Here is a 23,429-nt window from a genome sequence, read left to right as displayed (position 1 = left end):
ACCAGTCGAAGGTCAAACTCGAAGAGGGGCGGTACACGTCGAAACGGATTCGACGCCTGTACCGACGCCGGACGAGACGGCGCGACCACGCCATGGACGCCCTCGCCCGCGACCTCTTCGAGCGACTGTACGAGGAGGGCGTGGCAACCGTGTACGTCGGCGACCTCACCGACGTACTCGACACGCACTGGTCGGTGCGAGCGAACCAGAAAACGCACAACTTCTGGGCGTTCCGGGCGTTCGTAAATCGACTTGCGTGTACCGCCGAGGAGTTCGGCATCACCGTCGAAGTCCGGCCCGAAGCGTGGACGACTCGGACGTGTCCGCAGTGCAGTTCGACGGAGAACACGACTCGGCACCAAGACACGCTCACGTGCACCTGTGGATTCGAGGGCCACGCGGACCTCACGGCGTCGGAGACGTTCCTCCGACGCCACGAAGCAGACGTACAACGGCCGATGGCACGGCCCGTATGCCTCAAGTGGGACGACCATTCATGGTCGGCGTCACCACGCGCTCACCGTCCCAACGAGGAGCATACAGACCAGAGTATCCTACGGTCGGCGTAGGAGAAAGTTGCCCCCGTGGGGGGTGGCGCTAATGCCGGACCCTCAACGCGAGGAATCCCACGGCTTCAGCCGTGTGGAGGATGTCAACCGCCCGTCACACGCTCACGATCAGCCAGAGGTTCCACCCGGTGAGCACCAGCCCGAGGATCGTCATCGCCACCGGAGGCCAGTAGTACGAAAAGCGCTCGTGGGTGCGGCCGCCCTGGACGCTCACCGAGATCAACACGAGAAACACGAGCAGCTTCAAGAGGACGAATCCAGGAAGCCCGGCGGTCGACAACAGCGTGTTCACCACCGGATTCCCCTCGATCAGTCCGGGCACGACGAGCACCGCGTACGTGGTCGAGAGGAGGTCACCGACACCGTAGGTGAGCGCCGCCGCGAGCCACAGCCCGACGAACTCGCCGCGGTGGGTTCGGTACCGTGGCTCGGACGAGTCACGGAGCGCCAGCGGAACGGGATCCCCCTCGACCGACTCCGGAGCGGTCTCGAGCGCGTCCGCGTCGGCCTCGCTCGCGGCGAGTTGGGCGAACAACGAGTCGACCTGGCGTCGTCGTGCGGCGAGTTCGCCGACCAGCTCGCGGTACCGGTCGTCGTCGGCCAGTTCGTCTGCCGGGCGACGCGCCTCCAGTCGGCGTTTGCGGGCGACGAGCCCGAGGTACGTCTCGACAACGTCCATGACCGCGTTGCGGTCGGAGAGGCGTTCGACGGTCTCACAGAGCGTCTCGCGGGTCACGGGTCGCGGGACGTACTCGTCGAAGTCGAGTCGGAGGACGTCCGCACTCACGTGCTCCCCGGAGAGCAGTCCGATCTGGCAGTCGACGTGGCGGGCGCGGAGGCGGCCGAGCAGGTCGTCGCGGTCGGCCGTCTCGAGCGAGCCATCGAGCAGCACGACGTCGACGTCGTCGTCGAGACGGTCGAGGGCACTTTCGGCGTCATCGGCGGTCTTGATGGTGCAGTCGTCGAGCCAGGTCGCGTACTCGGTCGCCCGCTCGTCGTCGCCTTCGATCAACAAGACGGTGGCGTCGAGTGTGCGGGCCATCGAGGGTCTGGCTCACAGTACGCGTTCGAGCTGATAAGCGTCCGGGAAGCGCGAGACGTCGACGACCAGGCCTTCAAGCGGTGCTTGAACCCGTCTAAGCGGGTCGGTACTAAGTAGAGAGGGAGCGAACGTGTGTCATGTTTCGACGGCGGACGGTCGTGCTCGGCGCGGGTGCGCTAGTTGGCGGTAGCGGGGCACTCCTCGGAAGTGGTGCGTTCAGCTCGGTACGAGCGGACCGGACGGTCGAAGTCGAGACCACGACAGACGCTGCGGCACTCGTGGCACTGGCCGACATCGACGACAGCGCGAACAGCATCGAGTACACGACGGTCACCGACGACGGACTGCTCACCGTGGCGGTCCCGAACCTCAACCTGAACGCCGTCACCCACATCGACCGTGTCTTTCAGGTGCGCAACAACGGTACCGAGCCGGTCGTACTCTACTTCGAGGAGATCGGTGCAAACGGCAGACCGATCGACCTCGGTGCACGGGCCACGGAGTTTGGCCTCGACAGCATCGACCAGCCGGGGAACAACGGCATCGTCGATCCACAGATTGCCGACCTGTCGAGTCCGAGCCCGCCAGAGCGGAACGCCGGATACGACGACATCGGCGTGTACGTTGGCGTGGGCGACTCGCTCGAAGTTGGACTGTACGTCGACACCTCCGACAGCGACCTCACGGACGGACTCGGTGCGGGTGGAGCGTCGGGTATCACGGCCGACGACGTCCTGATGGAACGGCTCGTCGTCTACGCGAGCGCGACGGCTGCGCGTGAGGAACGCTACCTGTTCAAAACGATGTCGCCGTGACGCCGACGCGTGTGCACGTCGAGCGCAGACGGTATCTCGACTAACAGAGGAGTAACACACTAGCCCAGCGGTGGCGCGCGCCTCGCGAGGTCGCCGCAGGCGGCCTCACGAGCGCGTGCGAGGGATGAGCGAGGGAGCGAAGCGACCGAGCGAATCGGCTGGGGAGGGTGTGGCGGTAATTGGCGCCCGGCTACCGTGTGGTCGTCTCGATCATACAACCACCACACGCATAGAGAATCGGCTGGGGAGGGTGTGGCCAACTGGTGTCCGGCTGTCGCGCGGTCGTGTTCGTCACAGACATACCCGCATATGCGTACCGAATCGGCCCGGGAGGGTGTAGGTAAAATCGTGTCCGGGTGTCACAGCGTCGTGATCGTCACAGCTGTTCTATCGACGTATGCGAGCGAATCGGTCGACAAGAGCGTGTGGTCACGTGGTGTCGGAGGTCGCACGGTCGTCTCGTTCACACAACTATCACACACGTACTGCGTCGGTCCAAGGTAGGGAGATAAAGTAGTATCCAGCTGTCGTGCATTCGTGGTCGTCACATCAATCATAGTACCGTACGAGAGAATCTGCGTCAGAGCGTGTAGCTGTGGAATCGTGTACACAGCCGAACGCAGTGTACAGTGTTCAAGCAGTTCGTTCTGTGCCTTCTGCCGGTGATTACACGACTGAATTTCCATTAATATTATGATAAGTAACTCTCTATGAACAGTCACAATGCCGAACAGACGAAGCGTGTTCATTGGTCTGAGTGGAGTAGTCGCAGGTGGCGGGGCACTCCTCGGCACGGGCGCGTTCACCACGGTGACCGCAGAGCGGACAGTGTCCGTAGAGACTGCTGGGGACGCGAGTGCACTCTTACAGCTGACCGGTAACGAGGACTACGGCGACGACGATACCGACGTAGCGGAGCACGTGAGCACGACAGATACTGGAACCCTTCAGCTGATCTTCGACAGCATCAATCGTAACGCCGTAATTCGGTTCGACGACCTTCTGAGCGTAGCCAACCAGGGCACTCAAGAGATCAAACTCTACGTCAACGTAGACGCCGGTGAGGAGGGTGTCGACCCGATCTATGGGCAAGGGTATACGAATGACGGGCCACTCGACGTTCTGTACGGTGGCACGTACACTGCCGATGCAGACGGGCAAGGTGATTCGGACTCCATCGTCGGCGGAAATGTGAACCAGACGCCACGAGCAAATCCGCTCACACTCGATAGTGGTGACTCTGCGACGCTCACCGTGGTTATCGACACCCGAGGCACCGGAAGCCAAAGCTGGGACGATGGGGAGATACAGTTCGTCGCAGAGTCGTAGAGCAGACACACGGCGTCACACGTAGATGCCGCGCTCAGAATCCCCGAGCGAGTACTACCTGTGTACCACTATCGGCTCACGTACATGCTGTGTACAGAGCGGTGCGGGCAGACGAGGGTGCCCGTACCTGTCGGGCACGGTGTCAGCGCCTCATTGGACGGTGTACGAGGCAACTACCGTCGCGTCATCAGTTCCCGGACGCCACACGATCTCGATTATATCTCCGGGTTGGAGTGTGTCTGCACGGTGTTCATTGTTCGCATCAAGCGACCGGCTGAGCGTCCCAGTATTGTGGAAAAACGAGGGATCACCGCTCGAAGACCCTTCAGCACTCGTGTACACCTCACCGAACACCACGATACGACGTGTATCGTTTGGAGACACGTCTGTGTCGAATGGGTCTGATGCATACGTCGCGTACCCAGGGTCGGTCGGGTCGTACACATCGTACCCAGGGTACGAGACGTCGAGATCCGAGTCGGTGACAGTGACCCCGAGGTCAGCGTGAGCGATCTGCTGGGTGCCAGTGTAGTGAATCGTCACCGACCGAACGTTCTGATTGGCCGGTTCGACGTCGTTGAATCCGTTCGTCTCGACGACGGTTCCGCGTTCCTGCGTGAACTCGAACTCGTCGGCGTCCGGTGGGGTCGACGCTGGACCTGCATCTTCAGGTGACGGAGACTCCGTCTCCTCAGTGCGTGAATTGGTCGTCTGCGCCACAATACGGAGCGTGTACGCACCGGCTGGAAGAGACCGTGTGTCGGTGCCACCCCCGACGAGATCTACCGAGAGCCCGATCGTGATCTGTTCGCCGGGGCCGAGCGCATTCGGCATCTCATCTGGTGAGAGCACGTCGCCACCGTTCGGAACGACAGCTCCGACAGGCGGATCACGCGTGTCGACGGTAACTGAAAACGTCGAATCGAGATCGAGGGTCGCAGCGGTCGGGCCATCGACGATACCTACCGACAGCGTGCGTACCGGTCGAGTGCCGTTGTTTTCGACCGTGATCAGGCGGCGAACCGTCGTGCGTGCGCGGCGGTTGAGGCCACGAGACCCATCAGCACCTCCAATGGCGAGTTGAACCGTGCCCGCGGAATCGGTGGTGACGTACGCATTCTCTACGTCTGTGGTGGTCAGGTCGCGGTCAGTAGGCCGAAGCGCGAGAAATGCACTCGCGTCCCCCGCCGTGGTGACGGCAACGGTTCGCTCAGCTGAGACACTCGAGAAGGCTCCGGTCCCGAGGAGTGCACCAGCGCCACTGATCGCTCCACCTACGACCAGCAGGTACTCGCGACGACTGCTCATAGAACAGGTACCGTCTCGTCTGGCTTAAGTAAGGTGAGCTTGCGGTTCTCAATTGCTAAAATCAGCGCCGTACGTCTGCGTGTTACAGCGAGAACGTGTCCCACTGCTATTGACAACACGTTTTTACATCTCTCAGTCCAGCAATCACACGGCCCCTATGAACGCCAGCTCGGTGCGTGTGCTCCTCGTCGACGACGACCCCGACCTCGCAGACCTAGCAGCGACGTACCTCACGCAGACCGAAGACCGACTGACCATCGACACGGCACCTGGCGTCGACGATGCGCTGGCGCAGCTTTCACACACGGAGTACCAGTGTATCGTCTCCGATTACGAGATGCCGGGGCAAGACGGGCTCGCGTTCCTCCGACAGGTACGTGATACGCACCCGGAACTCCCGTTTATCTTGTTTACCGGCCGAGGAAGCGAAGCGGTCGCCAGCGAGGCGATCTCCGCTGGCGTCACCGATTATCTACAGAAGGACACCGGCACAGAGCAGTACGAACTGCTCGCGAACCGAATCACCAACGCGGTCGACCAACGGCACGCGGAAAAACGCGCCCGAAGAGAGCAGAGACGCTTTGAGACGTTGTTCACCCAGCTGTCACAGCCGACCGTCGAAGTCGAGTACGAGGGCGACGAGCCGATCATCCAGCGCGTAAACGAGGCGTTCGAAGAGACGTTCGGGTACGATGCCGATACCCTCGTCGGGCGGTCACTCGATAGCTACGTCGTACCACCGGATCGAACGGCTGAGGCGACGGCGATCAACGAGCACGTTCGAGACGGCGGGTCGATCGAAGCCAGAGAGGTTACGAGAGAGACCGCAGACGGCCAGCGAGAGTTCTTGTTACAAAACGCCGTCTACGAGGATGGGTCGGGAGGGTTTGCCATCTACACCGACATTACCGCACGCACCGAGCGCAGAGAGGAACTGACCCGCAGCCAGGAGCTGTTACGACACACCGAACGGTTGGCGAACGTCGGTGGGTGGGAAGCAGACGTCGCATCCGAGCAGATGCAGTGGACGGCGGGCACGTACGAGATTCTGGAGAAGCCCGCCGAGAGCAGCGTCACGCCGACGATTCAGGCGTCGCTCGACTACTACCACCCCGCGGACCGACCAGTGATCGAAACGGCGGTACGGAACTGCCAGAACAACGGAGAGCCGTTCACGTGTGAGCTCAGAGTACAGACGGAGACGGGAGACGAACGATGGGTCACCGCCCGTGGCGAACCCGTCTACGAGGGGGACGAAGTCGTCGCGATGCGAGGTGCGATCCACGACGTGACCGCCGACAAGGAGCGCCAACAACAGCTCACCCGCTCTGAACACCTCCTTCGATACGCCCCGGAACAGCTGCTCGTCATCGACGAGGAGATGACCGTCACGTACCAGAGTCCGCCATCACCGCAGTGTGGATGGGCACAGCGAGAGTTCACCGACAACAACCCACTCGAGCACGTGCATCCGGACGACCGATCACGCGTCGCTGCCCAGCTGAACACGGTGGTACAACAGCCAGGCACGGTGTCGACGGTGGAGTGTCGCGTGCGAGATGCTGACGACGACTGGCGGTGGGTCGAGAGCCGTCTACAGAACGTCGCCGACACCGACGTAATCGACGGCATTCTCGCCGCGATGCGGGACGTGAGCGCACGAAAGCGTCAAGAACAACAGCTGACGCAGTACACGAGCTTCTTCGAACAGCTCCAGGAGACGACACAGACCCTGCTCCAGTCGACCGACGCCGCGTCGGCAGCTGCTCACGCCATCGAGAGCTTCGAATCGATTCTCGAGTTCGACGTCGCGGGTATCTGGTTGAGCACGGACGATCAGCGTGCGCTCGAACCGGTCGCCACCTCGGAACGCGGATCTGATATCGTGTCGGATCCGCCGACGTACACCCCGGATACGTCGTCGCTCTCGTGGACGGCGTATCAGAACCAGGAGCTGGAGTACGTCAGCGACGTGCACGAGCGGGACGACAGAGCAGCTGCAGACACGCCGATACACAGCGAGGTGATCGTGCCGCTGGGTAGACACGGGCTGGTGAACATCGGGTCGACCGAACCGGATGCGTTCAGTGCAATAGAGATCGATCTCCTCTCGGTGTGGTGTGATACGTTGACGCTCATCTTCGCTCGAATCGCTCAGCTGCGGGTGTTACAAGAGCGAGAGATGGCACTGGCTGACGAGCGTGATCGGCTCGAAGAGTTCACGGCGACCGTCTCACACGACCTGCGTAACCCACTCAACGTCGCGATGGGCCGTGCCGAACTCGCAGCGAGCGAGTGTGAGAGCAGCCATCTCGAGACGGTCGTCCGCGCACTCGACCGAATGGACGACCTCATCGACGACTCGCTGTCGCTCGCTCGACAGGGGACGGTCGTTGGAGACACGAGCGCCGTCGAACTCGAAGCGATAGCCAGAGAGTGCTGGCAGAACGCCACCGTCGGTGCGGCGACGCTCGTCGTCGAAGAGACGGCCGCGATCTATGCGGACGCCGATCGAGTCCCACAGGTCTTCGAGAATCTGTTTCGTAATGCCGTGGTTCACGGCGGAGAGACGGTGACCGTACGCGTCGGGTGTACCCCGGAGGGATTGTACGTCGCAGACGACGGCGCGGGGATGACCGCTGAGGTGAAAGACCACCTATTTGAGACCGGATACACGACGCGGGACGAAGGAAGAGGGTACGGACTGGCCATCGTGGAGCGAATCTGTGAGGCACACGGGTGGACGGTGGACGTGAGTGAGAGCGACGCGGGCGGCGCTCGGTTCGATATCACGGGAGTCGAGTTCGTGTAGGGCGATCCGTGTACCGACGCAGATCGGGCACGCGAGCCGTGTGACGCTGAACTATTGGTGACAGAGAGGCACAAACGCAGTCACTCACGGCGGCCACGGGACCGTCGTCACGGCGCGGTTATTGGAGTCGCCGTCACGAAGTGTAACACGAACCTCGTCAGCTTGGTCGCCGTTCGATCCCAGCACAGAGTACGTTCCGTCCACCGCGTCGACCGTCTGGCTGTCTCGAATCGGCGATTGATTGCCGGGGGGATTCGAGCGAACGCTCTCGATCAGCAGGGTCGCCTCGGGGTCTGTCGTATCGGTGGTGATGGTAACGTCGATGTCGTTCCCGCTGCCGTTAGACACCGAAACGGTCTGTATCTCGTAGGTATCCGGCTGTCCGTCGCCTGGGTTCTCACCGCTTGAGTCGTTTTCACCACCCGTATCAGCGATGATCGTCAGCGTGATGTCCGGGTCGCCGGTGACTTCCTCAAGATCCGCGTCGATCAGATCGACCGCAATACCGAACGGAACCGCCTCCCCGGGCGTGAGGACGTCGTCGGCTGCACCGCCCGCGTCGCTCTCCGTGAGGAGGTTCACCTCGTCGACGGCATCGATGCTCGCATCACCAGAGACGATTTTCAGAGCCGTCTCGACCGCGTCGTCCGACTGGTCTGCGCCCGTGACCTCGAACGCAAAGCGGAGTGAGGTGACGGCTTGGGTGCCGTTGTTGCGGACGTTCACGAGGTCGGCGAAGGTCGTCGTCGACTCGGCGAGGATGTCGAAGCCGATCGTGCCGTCCGTCTGCTCGACGTACGTGTCGTCGAGGACTTCGAGTCCGAGAAAGGCGTTGGCGTCGCCGGCCGTCTGGAGCGACACCGACCGCTCTGCGGTGACGGTGCTGAACGCGCCGGTCCCAAGGAGGGTTCCGCCGCCGGCGAGCAGCCCGCCAAGTGCGATCACGGTGGTGCGTCGAGAGGTCACGATAGCACGTGGTTAGGCACCCGGGGTGCCGGTCGGGTCAGTTAGTTACCCGTGTTCGAGTTGGCGGTCTGCGCCTCGATCGTGAGGGTGTACGTCGCACCGTCCGGCAGATCGTTTCCATCACCGCCATTTATCAGATCGATTATCATGCCGAAGTTGATCGAGTTCCCTGAGCCGAGTGTGCCGGGGATGCTGTTGTTCCCGGTCAGGATGTTGCCACCGTTCGACACGGTCGCTTGATTGCTGTTTCCGTCGTTCTGAGAGACGGTGAACTCGAACGTGTCGTCTGCGACCACGCTCGAGGCGTTGCTCACGGCCATCGTCAATGTCAGCGACGTGATTTCTTGTGTGCCGTTGTTCGTGATCGTAACCAGATTACGGAACACCGTCTCGGCATTCTGGTTGAGTCCACCGTTCGACTGGCCAGTCTCCGAGTCGGTTCCATCGAGGTTGATCTCGATCGTTCCGTCACTCGGTGCAGAGACGAAGTTATCATTGTTGCGTGCAGGGGCGAGCGCGAGGAACGCGCTGCCGTCGCCCGCAGTCTCGACGCTGACCGTCCGCTCCGCAGTCACGGTGGTAAATGCGCCCGTACCGAGGGCTGCGCCACCAGCTGCAACCAATCCACCCATGCCGATGAGTACGCTTCGTCTGTTGGGCATATCTACACCATGTATCGGTAGCCACTTTGTATCGAGTTGCTTGAACCAGAGAAAGCATCCCGAGCAGATCGGTATCGGGACTCTTGAACCGGGTAGGACGCCCCACACTTGTCACCTACGTGTTACAACGGCCACCAACACGCCCAGCGTCGCCCTCACGATGCCGTGTCAGGTATGTGCATGGAAGCACACCCGCGTGGGGAGGTGCACGCGTTGGGGGATACCACATCAGTGATACGTATTTAGATGGGTCGATGCCGTTCTAACGGCACTGTGTATAAAAACGAGACTCGGACGAAGCGTTGCAGGTGCCACTCCAGATCGGTGACTGTCCTGTCGCTAGCTCACGCTACACGGCGTCTGAAAAGCTGATATACGAGACTGAGTACGACGGCTCGTCGTGCGATGAGATCGCGTGTCGTTAGTTGCTGTTCGCCGTCCGTGCTTCGATCGTGAGGGTGTAGCTGAGACCGCCGGGGAGGTTACCGCCGTTGTTCCCGCCCGCGAGCAGGTCTACGACCAGTCCAAAGTTGATCGAACTCCCCGAGTTGAGCGTATCGGGAATACTATTGTTTCCGGTCAGGATGTCGTTTCCGTTCGCCACCGGACCTTCGCTGCTGTTTCCGCCTGCCGGTGAGACAGTGAACTCGAACGTGTCGTTTGCATCCACTCCAGCGTTACCGTTGCCGTTGCCGTTGCCAGTAGACACGCTCATCGTGAGCGTCAGCGACTCGACGGCTTGGGTGCCGTTGTTCGTGACTGTGATCAGGTTGCGGAACGTCGTCCGAGCGTTCTGATTCAACCCACTCGCACCAGTGTTGCTTCCATCGAGCGCGATTTCGACCGTGCCGTCTCCTGGGTCGGCGACGTACGCGTTGTTTCCGTTACCGTCGCGGTCGGCTGGTCCGAGTGCGAGAAACGCGTTTGCATCTCCTGCGGTCTGGACATTGACCGTACGCTCAGCTGTCACGGTGGTGAATGCGCCCGTACCGATGAGTGCGCCGCCGCCCGCGACCAATCCGCCCAGACCGATGAGTGTACCTCGTCTGTTGACCATACCTACCCTCACGATACGTATCAACTTTGTAGAGCGGTACTTGAAACAGAGAAAGCTCACCGATTCGTTACGTCACGTATCGTATGGCCCTGCTTGCGGGTCAACTCGCAGGGTATCGAGAAGCTTGAATCGACACACGCTACGTGCGTGTTGTACGGTTGAGACGTCTGCCAAGACAGTTGAGGCCAGATAGCAACCCAGCAATCACTGTCGACTGCGTCTATCGATCGCGACTGTCAACCAATCAAATGAGAGTTCGTCCAGCGTCTGTTGTCGGCGTAGGTTAGTTGCTGTTCGCCGTCTGTGCTTCGATCGTGAGGGTGTAGTCGCCCGTGCCGGGCAAGTCACCGTCACTCGTCTCCCGAAGATCGACGCTCATGCCAAACTGGACCGAGTTGCCGGCATCCAGCCCATCGTCCTGTAGTACGTCGTCACCGTTTGCCAAGTCGACGCTCGAATCGACCGACGTGGTGAACGAGAACACGTCCGGGAAAGAGGTACCACCTGAGTCTTCGATGCTCAGCGAGAGCGAGGTGAGCGACTGTGTCCCATTGTTAGTTACCTTGACGATGTCGCGAATCACCGTTTCAGCGTTTTTGTTCAGTCCCTGCGCTTCGCTTTGTGCGTCGGCATCTGCGTTGAGCGTTATCTGAATCTGATCGTTGCTGCCGTCTGCGTACTCACCGTTGTCGGTGTCGTCGTCGGTTGCCGGCTCGAGTGCGAGGAACGCACTGGCGTCCCCCGTCGTCTGAACGTTGACGGTTCGCTCTGCGGTCACCGTGGTGAACGCGCCCGTACCGAGAACCGCACCCCCAGTCGCAACCAATCCACCCAGGCCGATGAGTGCACCTCGTCTGTTGACCATAGATACAGTAAAAACACCCACAGACTTTGTATCGACCCCCCTGTGACGCTTCAAGCCCGCCGTACCCGCTCGTATGGCACCGCTTGAACTCCTCAGCCACAGTCGGGTCATCACAATCGACGGGCACTACATACCTACATTACGGGAAAGCTCGCCAATACAAAACCCTCAACAAGGCTAGGAAACAAGCGTACCAGCAGTAAAGCGACTCACACGATGCCAACCCGACGACAGACCACGATCGGCTTGCTCTCGCTCGCGCTCGGGAGCGCCGCGATCAGCTCCGCGGCGTTCTCTTCGAGCACCGCGGCCGGAGCCGACCTGCGGGTCGTCGTCAGCTCCGAACTCACGCTCACGCCTGCGCGTCCGGAAGACCCCGACTCCGAGTACCAGAACGGCCAGCACGTCGTCACCGACGAGGACGGTGAGGTCACCGAGATCGTGTTTAAAAAGTTGAACCAGCGGTCGAAGTCGACGTTCGCCAACCTGATCACGGCCACGAACAACGGCAACGTGGGGTACGACCAGCTCGCTTTCGAGTTCGTCGCGACAGGCAACTCACCGAGCGAGGCGAGCCTCGCGGCGGCCGATAGTCTCGACGTGATCGCCTCCAACCTCGAGACGACGACCGACGAGGGGCAGACGGTGCTGCTCGCCGAACCGGGCGCGTCACTGGAGCCCGGCGACTCGGTGACGTTCGGGATTACGGTGGATCTGCTCCCATCCTCGTCTGACGACATACAGGCGCTACCCACCAGTCCGAACGTCGACCTGGAAATTACCGCCGAGCGCGACGCGAACTGAGTCTCGGCCGGAGCCGTCGACTGGGTCCGAGAACACGGACATATCAGGTTTCAAGGAGTGCTTTCAGGGCGGAAAGCTGCGACATATTATATGCAATCGCGTATATGTGGGTAGTACGGTAATCATGAGACCAACACGGCGAAAGACACTGGTCGGACTCGGAGCATTGGCAACAGGAAGTGGCGCGATCTTCTCGAGTGCAGCGTTCAGTAACTCGGTCAACCCAAGCTCGGACATGCGGGTTGTTGTCGCTGACTCACTCACGCTTGAACCAGGAACCTTCTTCCGAAGTGGTTCTTCACCCACCGACGGATTTGCTCCGAATGCCTCAAGTCCTCCTGGTAATGGTAGTGCATTCGATCAAAACAGCAGTTCGTTGTTTGGTGGGGAAGGCAACTCTGGATTAGAGAATATCGATGTTCAGGACCTTCCAGCAGCTGCGATCAACGACGCTACCAACGGCGATCTATTCCTTGAAACGGCTGTTCCGCTTGATGACAAAGACCAGCTCGGCGATGCAACTAATGGGCTCTTTCAGGTTACGAACGACTCAGCAGAGGCCAAACCCGTCGCAATCCGGTTTACTGGCTTCGGTCCGGACGGTGATGGTGACAGTGGTGACTTAAGCAAGCAGCAGGTTGTTGAGACGTTCGAATTCTACGACTCAGGGAATAATCATATATCGACTGACGATCCTGATGGAACTGGACCCAATGGAACCGTAGCTGGTGAGGTCAGTATCGCGCCTGGAACTACTGAACAGATTTATCTTGAGTACGATACGGAAGAACACGCTAGTGATCTCAGGAATATAGCAGGCGCAAGTCAAAATCCGTTCAACAATAGCAGTAGCGGTACAACAATCGATCTCGTGGACTCGATAGAAGTGGGCGTTGACGATCAGTAGTAATTAACCTATCTGACTAACATTCTATACTAATCCCTGAGTAGAAACCAAATGAAACGTAGAACAGCACTCTCAGGACTCGGTCTCCTTGCTACCGGAAGCGGTGCGACACTCACCTCAGCAGCGTTCAGTTCGTCGACCAACCCCAGCGGTGATCTTCGCGTTGTCGCGGCAGAAGGCCTCGTCGTCGAGGCTGGCGATGCCTTCGCGGACGATGGGAGCGTTACACAGTCGCCAGGGGCACACGGCGAGTCGTACGTGGATTTCGATACAGAGGGCGATTTCTTCGACGGATCCGGTGGGCTCGAAGACATTACCACGGCAGATCTGCCTGTCGCGACAGTCAATCCACGCGATCAAAATACGAACGAAAACGTGATCGTCCGGAAGGCAGTTGACTTTGAATACGACACGTACGAGTTCAAGAACATTCTCAGACTTCGGAACACTGGACTCGAGACGGTAAACGACGTAGCGTTCACGTATGAAGGTGGATACGGTTCCGCGGTAGCCGACTCGACGAACAGCATATCCGAACAGTTGGTTCAGTACATGTATCGGTTCGTGGCTGAGGACAGAAGTGGCCGTCCGCAGATATCACCTGATGGCAGCAACAGCAGCGAAGATCCGGCAGGACAAGTCGACATCAATCCTGGTGAAACGCTGAACGTGACGCTGCTGCTCAACTATAGCTCGTTCAGTACGTTCGGCACTACGATAGATCCCAAACAACGGATACGAGATGCTGTAGGGACCACAAATAATCCATTCACCCAGCAGCTTGCTACCGTACAATTACTTCAGCAGATAACGGTTGGAGAGGGCTGGAGCCCGTAACGCTGGATTCGATGATTAAGATTCTTAAACTGTGTCTGCTTGGGTTGATAGGTATTACATGGGAGCTGTTGTGAACGTTCTTCAACCGACTACGCCTGCACGGTCGTCACCGTGGCGAGGACGACAAACGGCTACTGGGGTGACCTGAGCGACGATGTCACTCACCGACCAACGCAAGTACACGCCCCCCGAGAAGGACGAGCTCTACGACCTCCTGAGCAACCACCGCAGACGGTACGTCATCCACTTCTGTAAGCGCGCGGACGGCCCGCTCACCCTCTCTGATCTCGCCGAGAAGGTCGCCGCCCGCGAACAGGACAAGACCGTCGCCGAACTCACCTCCACCGAGCGCAAGCGCGTCTACACCTCCCTCCAACAGACCCACCTCAATCGACTCGCCGACGCGGGGATGATCGACTACGACGGCGACGAGGTCGAACTCACCGACGAGGCCGCCCAACTCGACGTCTACTTGGACGTCGTCCCCGAGGGCTCGATCCCCTGGGGCGTCTACTACCTCGGCCTCTCCGGCCTCTCGGCGGTCGTCCTCGCCGGCGTCTGGGTCGACGTCGTCCCGACCGGATTTCTCCCGGACCTCGGGTGGGCCGCGCTGATCCTCGCGGCGTTCTCGATCTCGGCTGTGGTCCAGGTGGTCCAGAGCCGACGGTACCGCCTCGGCGAGATGGACGAACCGCCGTGAGCGACGACCCACAAGCGCGGCGATACCATCGTCAGGCTCGCCAATACTAAAGCGCCAAGGACCGAACGTACGGTAGGAAGCGACGAGTACAGTCCTCGATCACCACGACAGCATCCACATGGGACGAAAACGATCGCGAAGCCGAGACCGGTCCGGAAACAGCGGCGTGAGCCGCCGGGCCGTCCTGGGGCTCGTCCTCGCCGGTGGCGCTGGACTCGCCGGGGCCCAACAGACCGGCGCGTTCTCGTCGGTGACGGGCGATCGAGGGTTCGACGTACAGACCGCGTCGGACCAGAACGCGTTGCTGGGGATCGAAACCTACGCATCTGAGGGGCAGAGTGGCAGCTCCGTACCGATATTCACGCTCTCGAACCGATTTTCTGGACAGCTCACGATCGATCAGGTCAGTGTGATCTCCTCGGGGTCACTCGGCATCACCCGAGACGACCTTTCGCTGTCGAAATGGACGTTAGGATCGGGCGAGCAGAGTGACATTGAGGCTACGATCTCGTGTGGCCAGTCAACGACAGACGATATCACGCTCAAGATAGCGGCTTCAACCGACGACGAGTCGATCGAACTCACGCGCTCTGCAACAGTGACGTGTCAGCAGAACTCGAACCCGTGTGCTGGGGGCCCGCGACGTGTCATTAGTCAGGATATCGGGGAGGATATCGACGATCCTGGTGTCGTCATCGTCATCTCGTCGAAAGTCAAGCTCTCTGGCAGTGTGAGCAACGCCCGATGTGTGATCCTAAACGAAGAGGCCGAGATAACCGGAGAGGTTAGTGCCAATAGTAACGTCTCCCTGGGAAGAAAAGCGACGATAAAAAGTGAGGTAGACGCCGGAGGCGACATCACACTCGGTGAGGAGGCCGAAATTAAAGGTGAAGTCGATGCTGACGGAGCAGTCTCGCTGAGCCGAAAGTCGAAGATTGATGGGGAGGCTGAAGCCGGCGCAAACGTCTCACTCGGCGAAGAAGCCGAGATCAAAGGTGAACTCGAGACTGATGGAAGTGTCACACTGGATCGTAAAGCAACGATCGATGGGGAAGTTAGCGCTGGCGGAAACGTAGACCTTGGCGAGGAGGCAGGGATCAAAGGTGAGCTAAGCGCAGGCGGGAATCTCTCGCTGGAACGAAAAGCAACGATCGACGGCGAGGCGTCCGTTGGCGGAGAGATCACACTTGGCGACGAGGCTGAGATCAAAGGAAGTGCAACTGCAGGGGGAGACGCATCGCTTGGCAGAGGAGCAACGATCAAAGGGAGTACAACCGTCGGTGGCAGTGCCTCACTCGACGACAAGGCAACGATCGATGGATCCGTGACTGCCGGTCAGGCTCTCTCTCTCGGTGAGGAGGCTGAAGTCAAGGGGAGTGTGAGCGCCGGTGGGAGTGTGACGCTTGGAAATAAATCGAGCATCAAAGGCGAGACAGCCGCCGACGCTTCTGTATCCATAGGTGAAGAGGCAGATATCGAGGGTGAGGTAGACGCCGGAGGCGACGTCACACTCGAACGAAAGGCGACGATCGACGGTGACGTGAGCACAGACGGGAGCGTCCTACTCGGTGAAGAAGCGGAGATCAAGGGTGAGGTGGATGCCGGAGGCGACGTCACACTCGAACGAAAAGCCGTCGTCAAGGGTGACGTCACTGCTGGTGGAGATATTTCCGTGGCGCCAAGCGCGAAAATCGAGGGCGAAGCCAAGAGTAACACTAATAGCGATAATGAGTCGGGAGACTGCCCCGGCAACTCTGGGAGTGCAGGCAACTCCGGAAACGCCGAGAATTCTAACGGTTGCCCCGGGAACGCTGGGAACTGAGGGCGATTGTCAGCAGCTGGTAGCCGAGACGCTCACATCTCGAAGCGGTCGAACTCGTCCATCGTCATGTCGGCGTAGTTGACGAGCCAGTCGCCGGCGGGTGAGTCCGGCCGGACGTACACGTAGATGTACTCGCCGTCGAGGACGGTGCTCACACCGAGTTCCTCGTCTTGGATCACCCGTCGGTTGCTGTCGATGGCGACGTCGACGAGCCCCTCGAGGTCGTCGACGAGGATGGTCGCCTCGTAGTCCCGCTCGGAGGGGAACGTCCCGCGGGTGATCCACTCCGCGAACTCCTGTTCCTGCTGGTGTAACTCCAACAGCTCGCGCTCGTCGGGCGTCAACCGAATGCGGCCCTGTCGACGCGCCACGGCGGCTCCGAGCAGGCCGAGGACCGAGAGCACGACCGTCGCGATCGACCCGGCCGACGCGGCGAGACCGGGCTCGACGGTCCGCTCGACCGTGTCGGTCCGCTGGGTCGTCTCGTCGACGGTCTGTAACTCGAGCACCCGAAGCGTCTGCTGGGTGACCGTGATGGGCATGACGCTTTCGTAGGTCGCGTTCACGGGCTGACCGCCGAGCGTCCCGTCGACGGTCGAACTCGAGACGACGCGTATCTGGATGCTGCCCGCGCTCCCGAGCTCCCGTTGGATCCGCTGGATGGTCGCGAACACCGCCTCGACGTCGACGGTCGCGTTGACCGTGTGTGTCTCGCCGCCGGTCACGTTCGTCTCGTCGGCGGTCGCAAGCGGCTCCGCGTACCGCCAAAGGACGGTCTCGCCTTCGGTCCCCCGGTACGCCAGTCGGACGTCGGTCCGGACGTCGACGCCGCCCGACGGAGCGGTGTGGCTGAACGCGTAGGCGACGTCGAGTTCCTCGACGAGGTTCACGTAGTACACCGGCCGGTCTCGGACGCGTTCGCCCTCCTCGAAGACGAGCGAGTCGTTCGCGATCACCGCGCTGTGGTCGTACCCCGTCGTCGTCGACCACTGGCTGACGGTGACCTCCTCGCGTTCGACGTCCGGCGCCGCGTGCACCTGGTACGTCCACCAGCCGCCGGCGCCCGCGAGCACGACGAGGAGGAGCACGACGACCGGAAACGCCTGGTCGAGTAGCGCGCGGATCCGCACCGAGCGGTCGACGGTGCTCATGCGGGAGCCGACCGCTGGCAGTGCGCGTTCGTCGTCGGTCCGCGGTGACGGCGGCGGCCGACGTGGCTTCCGAGCGTCACTCCAGGCTCACCCCCATCGAGTCGATCGACACGACCTCGTCGAACAACGGCTTGAGGGTGTTGATCTTCTGAGGGGTGCCCGCGAGCGGGTCCGCGTGGAAGTGCGCGATCGCGTCCGCGCTTTCGAGTGTGCCCAAGAACACGTGGAGGAACCGGAACGTGCTCTGGACGTCTTTGTACTCCAAGAGGACGTTCACCGAGTCGTAACACACCACGGTCGTCGCGTCGTGGTCGGCCCAGTCGTCGAGCGTCCCCGAGACGAGGATCCCGAGCCGGGTGATGTCGTTCGGGTTGTTGATCTCGATCGTGTCGACGCTGTCGGCGACCGACTCTGGAACCGGCTGTGAGTACCCGACGGCGACCACGGTCGTTCGCGCGGCGTGGTCGGCGATGTGTTCGAGCCGATCGGGGACGATCCGACGATACTGTATCAACAGGACGTTCCGGTCCTCACTGGCTCGCTCGAGCCCAAGCAGGTCGTGACACGCGGCGTCCTCGCGGTCGTCCTGGGAGCCACACTGGAGGAGGATACTGGTTCCTGGGGTCGGGTCGAGACCTGCAGTCGGCGACTCGGCGTCCGCGTCGTCGACGGCGTCCTCGGAGGAGAACGCCGACCCGACGTCGGTGTCGGCGGGCGTCGCGTCGTCTGAGGTGGCGTCGCTCTCGTCTGGGGCGTCAGGGCTCGCGTCCGGAGCCGCGTCGCTCGCGTCTGGTGCGTCGGTGCCCGGTGTCGAGTCGCCGTGGGTCGGTGTCGCGCCTTCGGTCGGGGTCGAGGCGGACGCGTTCGGCTCCGAGGTCGACGCTCCCGCGTCGGGTGTCGTGGAAGCCGCTGTCGAGGAGGCCTCGGTCGGATCGGCGTCCTCCTGCTCCGGCGGCGACCGGTTCCAGATGCGGCCACCAGTTCGTCGGGTGCGGGAGTCGCGCGTCGACGCCGACTCACCGGCCGACTGGTCGTGGGGCCGAGGGTCGCTGGCGTCACCCTCGGGAGTGTCAGCAGAACTCGGGTCCGCACTCGGCGCGGCCGTGGTCGCACGCGTCGTGTCGGCGTCGTCGTGGTCGGTCTCCGATGGACTGCTGGACCCGGACGCGGCCACCGGTGTGGGTTCTGGGTCGCTCCACTCCCACGCGTCGATGTTCTCGTCTGAGTCGCTGGCCTCGTCCGGATCACTGGCCTCGTCCGGGTCGCTGGCCTCGTCTGAGTCGCTGGTCTCGTCCGGGTCGCTGGTCTCGTCCGGGTCGCTGGCCTCGTCTGAGTCGCTGGCCTCGGTCGTGACAGACAGCTCGTCGAACCGGCGATCGTGATCCGGCGAGTCGTCGTCTGCGTCACCACCGCTCATACGTCCGGCTCCAAGTAGTCGGTGTGAGACGCTGGTCGACGCGGTCGGTCGACGCGAACCGTCGGACTACGATCACGCCACCACGCACGCTTGGTCGGCGGTCCGAGTGAGCGTGGCGCAGGCTGAAGGCGACTCATGGCTGTTCTACCTGTAAAGTAGTCAGTGTGGTTGCATAAGCGTACCGGATACGAGCGAAGAGGCCCGACGAGCCGGACGCCGGCAGACGGAGTCGACCACACGTATAGTATGTCGTCTGACAGTACCATGGCTTCGACCCCGTGCGTCAAGGCGTTGGGCGTCGAAGCGTTGGGCGTCGGCGCTCCGTGTGTTGTAGGAGGCGAGACTCGCTGTGGCCAACGGTGTACAGGAATGTCGGGTTCTGATCGTAGCTGCCGTGTGTTGGCCGCGGGAGCAGCACACAGAAGGGAATAGTTAAGTTTTCGCTTCGCGTACGATAGTGGAGAATGTCTGACTCCTGGGACCGAGCCGGTGGCCCCCCGGTCGATGCCGACGCCTTCCAGGAGTGGGTGACACACACGGCCGAGTCGCGTGGCGTCGACGAGCGCGAGCTGATCAACCAACTCGTCTCGGCGTACTGGATACTCGACGAGATGAACGACGTGGGTGGAGACGGAAACGGCCCCTCGACGGCGGGTTCGCGAAGAGAGGACGACGCCGACACCGGCAGGGCCGGCGACGACGAAATTGGAGACGACGTCGCTAGAGACGACGGCGACGTCGCTGGAGACGACGACGCCGCTAGAGACGACGCCGCTGGAGACGACGTCGTTGCAGGCAGCGACGCCCGCGCTGGTGGAGCGCGCGGCGGGGCTGCGCCCGGCTCGTCAGGCGTGGACGAGGGCGGTCGCTCGGCGGCAGACGACGCGATCTCACACGAGATCAACGCGCTCAGGTCGTCGATACAGACGCAGTTCGAGGTGAGTCAGGCGGTGACCGAGCTGCGGCGAGAGGTGAGCGATCTCTCACTCGAGGTGGAGACACAGCGATCACGCCGCGAGGAGTTCACCGACCGGATCACCGACGAGCTGACGCGGCTCCACGGCCGTATCGAGTCGATCGACGCCGACGCCGGCGCCGACGACGACGCCGAGCTTCGAGACCGCGTTGAGGAGGTAACGCGCGAGCTCGAGCGCGTAGAAGAACGGATCGCCGGCCTCGAAGGAACCGTCGACGACGTCCAGACGGATCAAAAGGAACTCGACGCGTGGATCGACGACGAGTTCGACGACATCGAGTCGCTCTTTCGAGACCTCATCGACCGTAGTGACGCCCACGCGGCCCGCGTGGACGATCTCGACGAGCGCGTGGCGGCGCTGGGAGACCGGCTCGGCGACGCGGAGGCAGACCTCCAGCCGGCGCTCGAGGCGACTGCCGACCGCGAGGCGATCGCCGACCTCCGCCGTGCGGCGCTCGACGCCGGGGTCGACGCCGCCGCGTGTGCACGCTGTGGCACCACGGTCGACCTCTCGATGCTCGACGAGCCGGTGTGTCCGGAGTGTGCGGCCACGTTCCACGGGCTCGACGCCGACACCCCGATGTGGAACCCGTTCGCCTCACCGACCCTCACGACCGCGCCGGCCCGGTTCGACGACGAGTGACGGGCCGGGGCGCTTTTTAGCTTGTGACCGATATCGAGTCGTATGCGCACCCTCGACGAGACGGATCGGGAGATCCTTCGGCTGCTGCTCGAGGACGCCAGACGACCCTATAGCGACATCGCCGGGCGCGTCGATCTGTCCGCGCCCGCTGTCTCTGACCGGGTCGACCGGCTCGAAGAGGCGGGCGTCATCGAGGGGTTCACCGTTCGGGTCGACACCGACGCGCTCGCCGGCGGCGTCCAGGCGCTCCTCTCGCTGGCCGTCGCCCCGGGTGACGCCGATGCCGTCTACGACTCGCTCGCGGGTCGGGACCGGGTCGAGCACGCGGTCGTGACGGCCGACGCGGACGTGCTCGCGCTGGTGCGGGTGCCCGACCGCGACGTCCGTGGATTCGTCGATCGGACCGTCGGACTCGACCGGGTCGAAGGCGTCTCCGTGCGGCTCGTCGACCGCCACGAGTGGTCGCCGGGAGTCGGCGAGACCGACCTCGCCGTTGACTGCGTCGAGTGTGACAACACGGTCACGGCGGAGGGTGAGTCGGCACGGGTCGACGGGACGCTGTATCACTTCTGTTGTGCGTCCTGTCGGCGGAACTTCGAGGAGCGGTACGCGCGGCTTGAGGAGGGCGCGTGAGTCAGGAAAGTAACCTACTTGAGGCCGGGTGCGATACTAATTGGTGTAGTCCCGTGGTGTAGTGGCCAATCATAATGGCCTTTGGAGCCATTGACGGCGGTTCGAATCCGCCCGGGACTATTCTGTGCGAACGAAGTGAGCACGAATAGTCGCAACGAGGATTCGAGCCCAGAGGCCGAGCGAAGCGAGGACTCGTGGTTCGAATCCGCCCGGGACTATTCTGTGCGAACGAAGTGAGCACGAATAGTCGCAACGAGGATTCGAGCCCAGAGGCCGAGCGAAGCGAGGACTCGTGGTTCGAATCCGCCCGGGACTATTCTGTGCGAACGAAGTGAGCACGAATAGTCGCAACGAGGATTCGAGCCCAGAGGCCGAGCGAAGCGAGGACTCGTGGTTCGAATCCGCCCGGGACTACGTCTCTCACGACCAGTATCTGCGAAGGAAGTTCGGGGACGCTGCTGTCCAAAGCATCCGAAAAGAGATCGAAGGAATAGTTCGTCTGTATGAATTCACAGAAGGAGAGCTCGATGATGACTCTCTTGAAGTCCTGTTCGAGCAACTGGTGAAGGAAACTGATGTGCTAGATGACTTGAAAATGGGGTTGCTTCGGTTGATGTCGGGTAGTGATCACTGCGCATCGTCTTCACCTCCGATTAGCTCCACGGTCTGCTCAAGCTCCCTGATTGTTCCGCTCGGCTTCCCGTGCCTTCTGCCGCGCTCGACGGCGGTGACATCCGATATGAGTTTAGCTCACAGAAATCCTCAATCTGGCTTGAATGGGTTTGTTGCGGTCGTGAGTCGGGTAACATCATCAAACACGTCGAATTGGGCCGTCACACGTCGACCCGAGTTGCCGGACACGTCGAATGGAAACAACAGAATCATCGAATGGAAACAGCAGAATCATCGAATGGCGTTGCCGGACACGACTGTGACCGCACCTCGATCCTCCCCAGCCTCGGCCGCGGCGACCCGCCGGACGTCCCGGCGGGTCGCCTCGTCCTCCCTCGCGCTCCCGCTCGCGCCGGGGGCGCGAGTCGGGGAGCGCGCCAGCCGCAAGATCTGAGATGAAGAATGCGCTGCTCGGGTGAAGCGAGTGGCTCAGTAGTGCCAGGGATAGTCGCGAAACTGTGGGTCACGCCCCTCGAGGAAGGCATCGCGGCCCTCCTGTGCCTCGTCAGTCATGTACGCGAGCCGGGTGGCCTCGCCGGCGAACACCTGCTGGCCGACCATCCCGTCGTCCGCGAGGTTGAACGCGTACTTGAGCATCCGCATCGCGGTGGGCGACTTGCGCGTCATCTCGTCGGCCCACTCAAGCGCGACCGTCTCGAGCTCGTCGTGGGCGACGACCTCGTTCACCATGCCCATGTCGGCCGCCTCGGCGGCCGAGTACGTCTTCCCCCGGAAGAACACTTCGCGGGCGCGCTTCTGGCCGATCTGTTTCGCGAGGTACGCGGAGCCGAACCCGCCGTCGAAGGAGGCGACGTCCGGGTCGGTCTGCAGGAACTTCGCGTGTTCCTCGCTCGCGAGCGTGAGGTCACAGACGACGTGGAGCGAGTGTCCACCACCGACCGCCCACCCGGGGACGACGGCGACGACCGGCTTCGGCATGAACCGGATCAGCCGCTGTACCTCGAGGATGTGGAGGCGCCCGGCGCGCGCCTCGCGGACGAGCGGATCGTCCGACGCGTCGGCGTCGTCGTCCTCGCGGTACTCGTATCCCGACTCGCCACGCACCGACTGGTCGCCCCCCGCGCTGAACGCCCAGCCGCCGTCCGACGCGGCGGGACCGTTGCCGGTGAGCAGGACACAGCCGACGTCTGCCTGCTTGCGAGCGTGGTCGAGTGCGGCGTACAGCTCGTCGACCGTCCCCGGCCGAAACGCGTTCCGCACCGCCGGCCGGTCGAACGCGACCCGAACGGCAGGCACGTCGACGGCGCGGTGGTACGTCACGTCGTCGAACTCGTCGGTGACGGACTCCCACGCCGACGCATCGAAGATATCCGAGACCATACGCGAGCGTCGGCCGCGAGCGATATAAACGGCCGCGGGTTGGAAATCGACCGAGCGGGCGTCGGCCCGATCGATGACAGAAGCGAGACGCGGCGTGGCGC

Annotated in this window: 20 protein-coding genes and 1 tRNA gene; 12 read left to right on the top strand and 9 right to left on the bottom strand. The window is 61.9% G+C overall.

Going from position 1 to position 23,429, the window contains the following annotated elements; genetic code table 11:
- The coding region (locus ACNTAO_RS09730; RefSeq protein WP_435161806.1) for a zinc ribbon domain-containing protein at window positions 1-569 on the top strand (569 nt) is incomplete at its 5' end.
- Window positions 570-663: 94 nt separating this feature from the next.
- On the opposite strand, the gene ACNTAO_RS09725 is transcribed toward ACNTAO_RS09730, so the two are convergent.
- Window positions 664-1,611 carry a DUF5658 family protein gene (locus ACNTAO_RS09725; protein ID WP_435161805.1) on the bottom strand — a complete coding sequence of 316 codons (948 nt, stop codon included), beginning with the start codon at window positions 1,609-1,611 and terminating at the stop codon, window positions 664-666.
- Window positions 1,612-1,748: 137 nt separating this feature from the next.
- On the opposite strand from ACNTAO_RS09725, the gene ACNTAO_RS09720 reads away from it, so the two are divergent.
- Entirely contained in the window at window positions 1,749-2,426 is a 678-nt protein-coding gene (locus tag ACNTAO_RS09720) for a hypothetical protein (RefSeq protein ID WP_435161804.1), read from the top strand.
- A gap of 810 nt (window positions 2,427-3,236) precedes the next feature.
- Window positions 3,237-3,755: a hypothetical protein gene (locus ACNTAO_RS09715; RefSeq protein WP_435161803.1), complete on the top strand. Its 519-nt coding sequence runs from the start codon at window positions 3,237-3,239 to the stop codon at window positions 3,753-3,755.
- A 150-nt stretch (window positions 3,756-3,905) separates the two neighbouring features.
- On the opposite strand, the gene ACNTAO_RS09710 is transcribed toward ACNTAO_RS09715, so the two are convergent.
- A complete protein-coding gene (locus ACNTAO_RS09710; protein ID WP_435161802.1) occupies window positions 3,906-5,063 on the bottom strand; it encodes a hypothetical protein in 1,158 nt (385 codons plus the stop codon).
- Between the two features lie 157 nt (window positions 5,064-5,220).
- Here ACNTAO_RS09710 and ACNTAO_RS09705 point away from each other — a divergent pair, with 157 nt between their 5' ends.
- A complete protein-coding gene (locus ACNTAO_RS09705; protein ID WP_435161801.1) occupies window positions 5,221-7,875 on the top strand; it encodes a PAS domain-containing protein in 2,655 nt (884 codons plus the stop codon).
- 84 nt (window positions 7,876-7,959) lie between these two features.
- On the opposite strand, the gene ACNTAO_RS09700 is transcribed toward ACNTAO_RS09705, so the two are convergent.
- The 4 genes from ACNTAO_RS09700 to ACNTAO_RS09685 form a co-directional block, all read right to left on the bottom strand.
- A complete protein-coding gene (locus tag ACNTAO_RS09700) occupies window positions 7,960-8,820 on the bottom strand; it encodes a hypothetical protein (protein WP_435161800.1) in 861 nt (286 codons plus the stop codon).
- A gap of 62 nt (window positions 8,821-8,882) precedes the next feature.
- Window positions 8,883-9,503 carry a hypothetical protein gene (locus ACNTAO_RS09695; RefSeq protein ID WP_435161799.1) on the bottom strand — a complete coding sequence of 207 codons (621 nt, stop codon included), beginning with the start codon at window positions 9,501-9,503 and terminating at the stop codon, window positions 8,883-8,885.
- A 421-nt stretch (window positions 9,504-9,924) separates the two neighbouring features.
- Window positions 9,925-10,560 carry a hypothetical protein gene (locus tag ACNTAO_RS09690; RefSeq protein ID WP_435161798.1) on the bottom strand — a complete coding sequence of 212 codons (636 nt, stop codon included), beginning with the start codon at window positions 10,558-10,560 and terminating at the stop codon, window positions 9,925-9,927.
- A gap of 283 nt (window positions 10,561-10,843) precedes the next feature.
- Complete coding sequence (locus ACNTAO_RS09685) at window positions 10,844-11,425, bottom strand: hypothetical protein (RefSeq protein ID WP_435161797.1); 582 nt, start codon at window positions 11,423-11,425, stop codon at window positions 10,844-10,846.
- A 216-nt stretch (window positions 11,426-11,641) separates the two neighbouring features.
- Here ACNTAO_RS09685 and ACNTAO_RS09680 point away from each other — a divergent pair, with 216 nt between their 5' ends.
- From ACNTAO_RS09680 to ACNTAO_RS09660, 5 genes are all read left to right on the top strand, one after another.
- Complete coding sequence (locus tag ACNTAO_RS09680) at window positions 11,642-12,229, top strand: hypothetical protein (protein ID WP_435161796.1); 588 nt, start codon at window positions 11,642-11,644, stop codon at window positions 12,227-12,229.
- 235 nt (window positions 12,230-12,464) lie between these two features.
- Window positions 12,465-13,136, top strand: a complete 672-nt coding sequence (locus tag ACNTAO_RS09675; RefSeq protein ID WP_435161795.1) for a hypothetical protein — start codon at window positions 12,465-12,467, stop codon at window positions 13,134-13,136.
- 51 nt (window positions 13,137-13,187) lie between these two features.
- Complete coding sequence (locus tag ACNTAO_RS09670) at window positions 13,188-13,973, top strand: hypothetical protein (protein ID WP_435161794.1); 786 nt, start codon at window positions 13,188-13,190, stop codon at window positions 13,971-13,973.
- 154 nt (window positions 13,974-14,127) lie between these two features.
- The gene (locus ACNTAO_RS09665) at window positions 14,128-14,673 is read left to right on the top strand and encodes a DUF7344 domain-containing protein (protein WP_435161792.1); all 546 of its coding nucleotides are present in this window, start codon (window positions 14,128-14,130) and stop codon (window positions 14,671-14,673) included.
- Window positions 14,674-14,839: 166 nt separating this feature from the next.
- Window positions 14,840-16,495 carry a polymer-forming cytoskeletal protein gene (locus ACNTAO_RS09660; RefSeq protein ID WP_435161791.1) on the top strand — a complete coding sequence of 552 codons (1,656 nt, stop codon included), beginning with the start codon at window positions 14,840-14,842 and terminating at the stop codon, window positions 16,493-16,495.
- Window positions 16,496-16,527: 32 nt separating this feature from the next.
- On the opposite strand, the gene ACNTAO_RS09655 is transcribed toward ACNTAO_RS09660, so the two are convergent.
- Window positions 16,528-17,646 carry a DUF5305 domain-containing protein gene (locus ACNTAO_RS09655; protein WP_435161789.1) on the bottom strand — a complete coding sequence of 373 codons (1,119 nt, stop codon included), beginning with the start codon at window positions 17,644-17,646 and terminating at the stop codon, window positions 16,528-16,530.
- Window positions 17,647-17,722: 76 nt separating this feature from the next.
- Complete coding sequence (locus ACNTAO_RS09650; RefSeq protein ID WP_435161787.1) at window positions 17,723-19,063, bottom strand: DUF7504 family protein; 1,341 nt, start codon at window positions 19,061-19,063, stop codon at window positions 17,723-17,725.
- A gap of 464 nt (window positions 19,064-19,527) precedes the next feature.
- Here ACNTAO_RS09650 and ACNTAO_RS09645 point away from each other — a divergent pair, with 464 nt between their 5' ends.
- The 3 genes from ACNTAO_RS09645 (at window position 19,528) to ACNTAO_RS09635 (ending at window position 21,435) form a co-directional block, all read left to right on the top strand.
- Window positions 19,528-20,682 carry a hypothetical protein gene (locus tag ACNTAO_RS09645; RefSeq protein ID WP_435161786.1) on the top strand — a complete coding sequence of 385 codons (1,155 nt, stop codon included), beginning with the start codon at window positions 19,528-19,530 and terminating at the stop codon, window positions 20,680-20,682.
- Between the two features lie 42 nt (window positions 20,683-20,724).
- A complete protein-coding gene (locus ACNTAO_RS09640; protein ID WP_435161785.1) occupies window positions 20,725-21,315 on the top strand; it encodes a winged helix-turn-helix transcriptional regulator in 591 nt (196 codons plus the stop codon).
- Between the two features lie 47 nt (window positions 21,316-21,362).
- Window positions 21,363-21,435, top strand: a tRNA-Gln gene (locus ACNTAO_RS09635).
- Between the two features lie 981 nt (window positions 21,436-22,416).
- On the opposite strand, the gene ACNTAO_RS09630 is transcribed toward ACNTAO_RS09635, so the two are convergent.
- A complete protein-coding gene (locus ACNTAO_RS09630; protein ID WP_435161784.1) occupies window positions 22,417-23,328 on the bottom strand; it encodes a 1,4-dihydroxy-2-naphthoyl-CoA synthase in 912 nt (303 codons plus the stop codon).
- Window positions 23,329-23,429 lie beyond the last annotated feature (101 nt).

The organism is Halorubrum zhoui (genome assembly GCF_051194155.1).
Lineage (GTDB): Archaea > Halobacteriota > Halobacteria > Halobacteriales > Haloferacaceae > Halorubrum.
The sequence above is the reverse complement of the archived record's forward strand: the minus strand, read 5'-3'. Positions and strand labels throughout refer to the sequence as shown.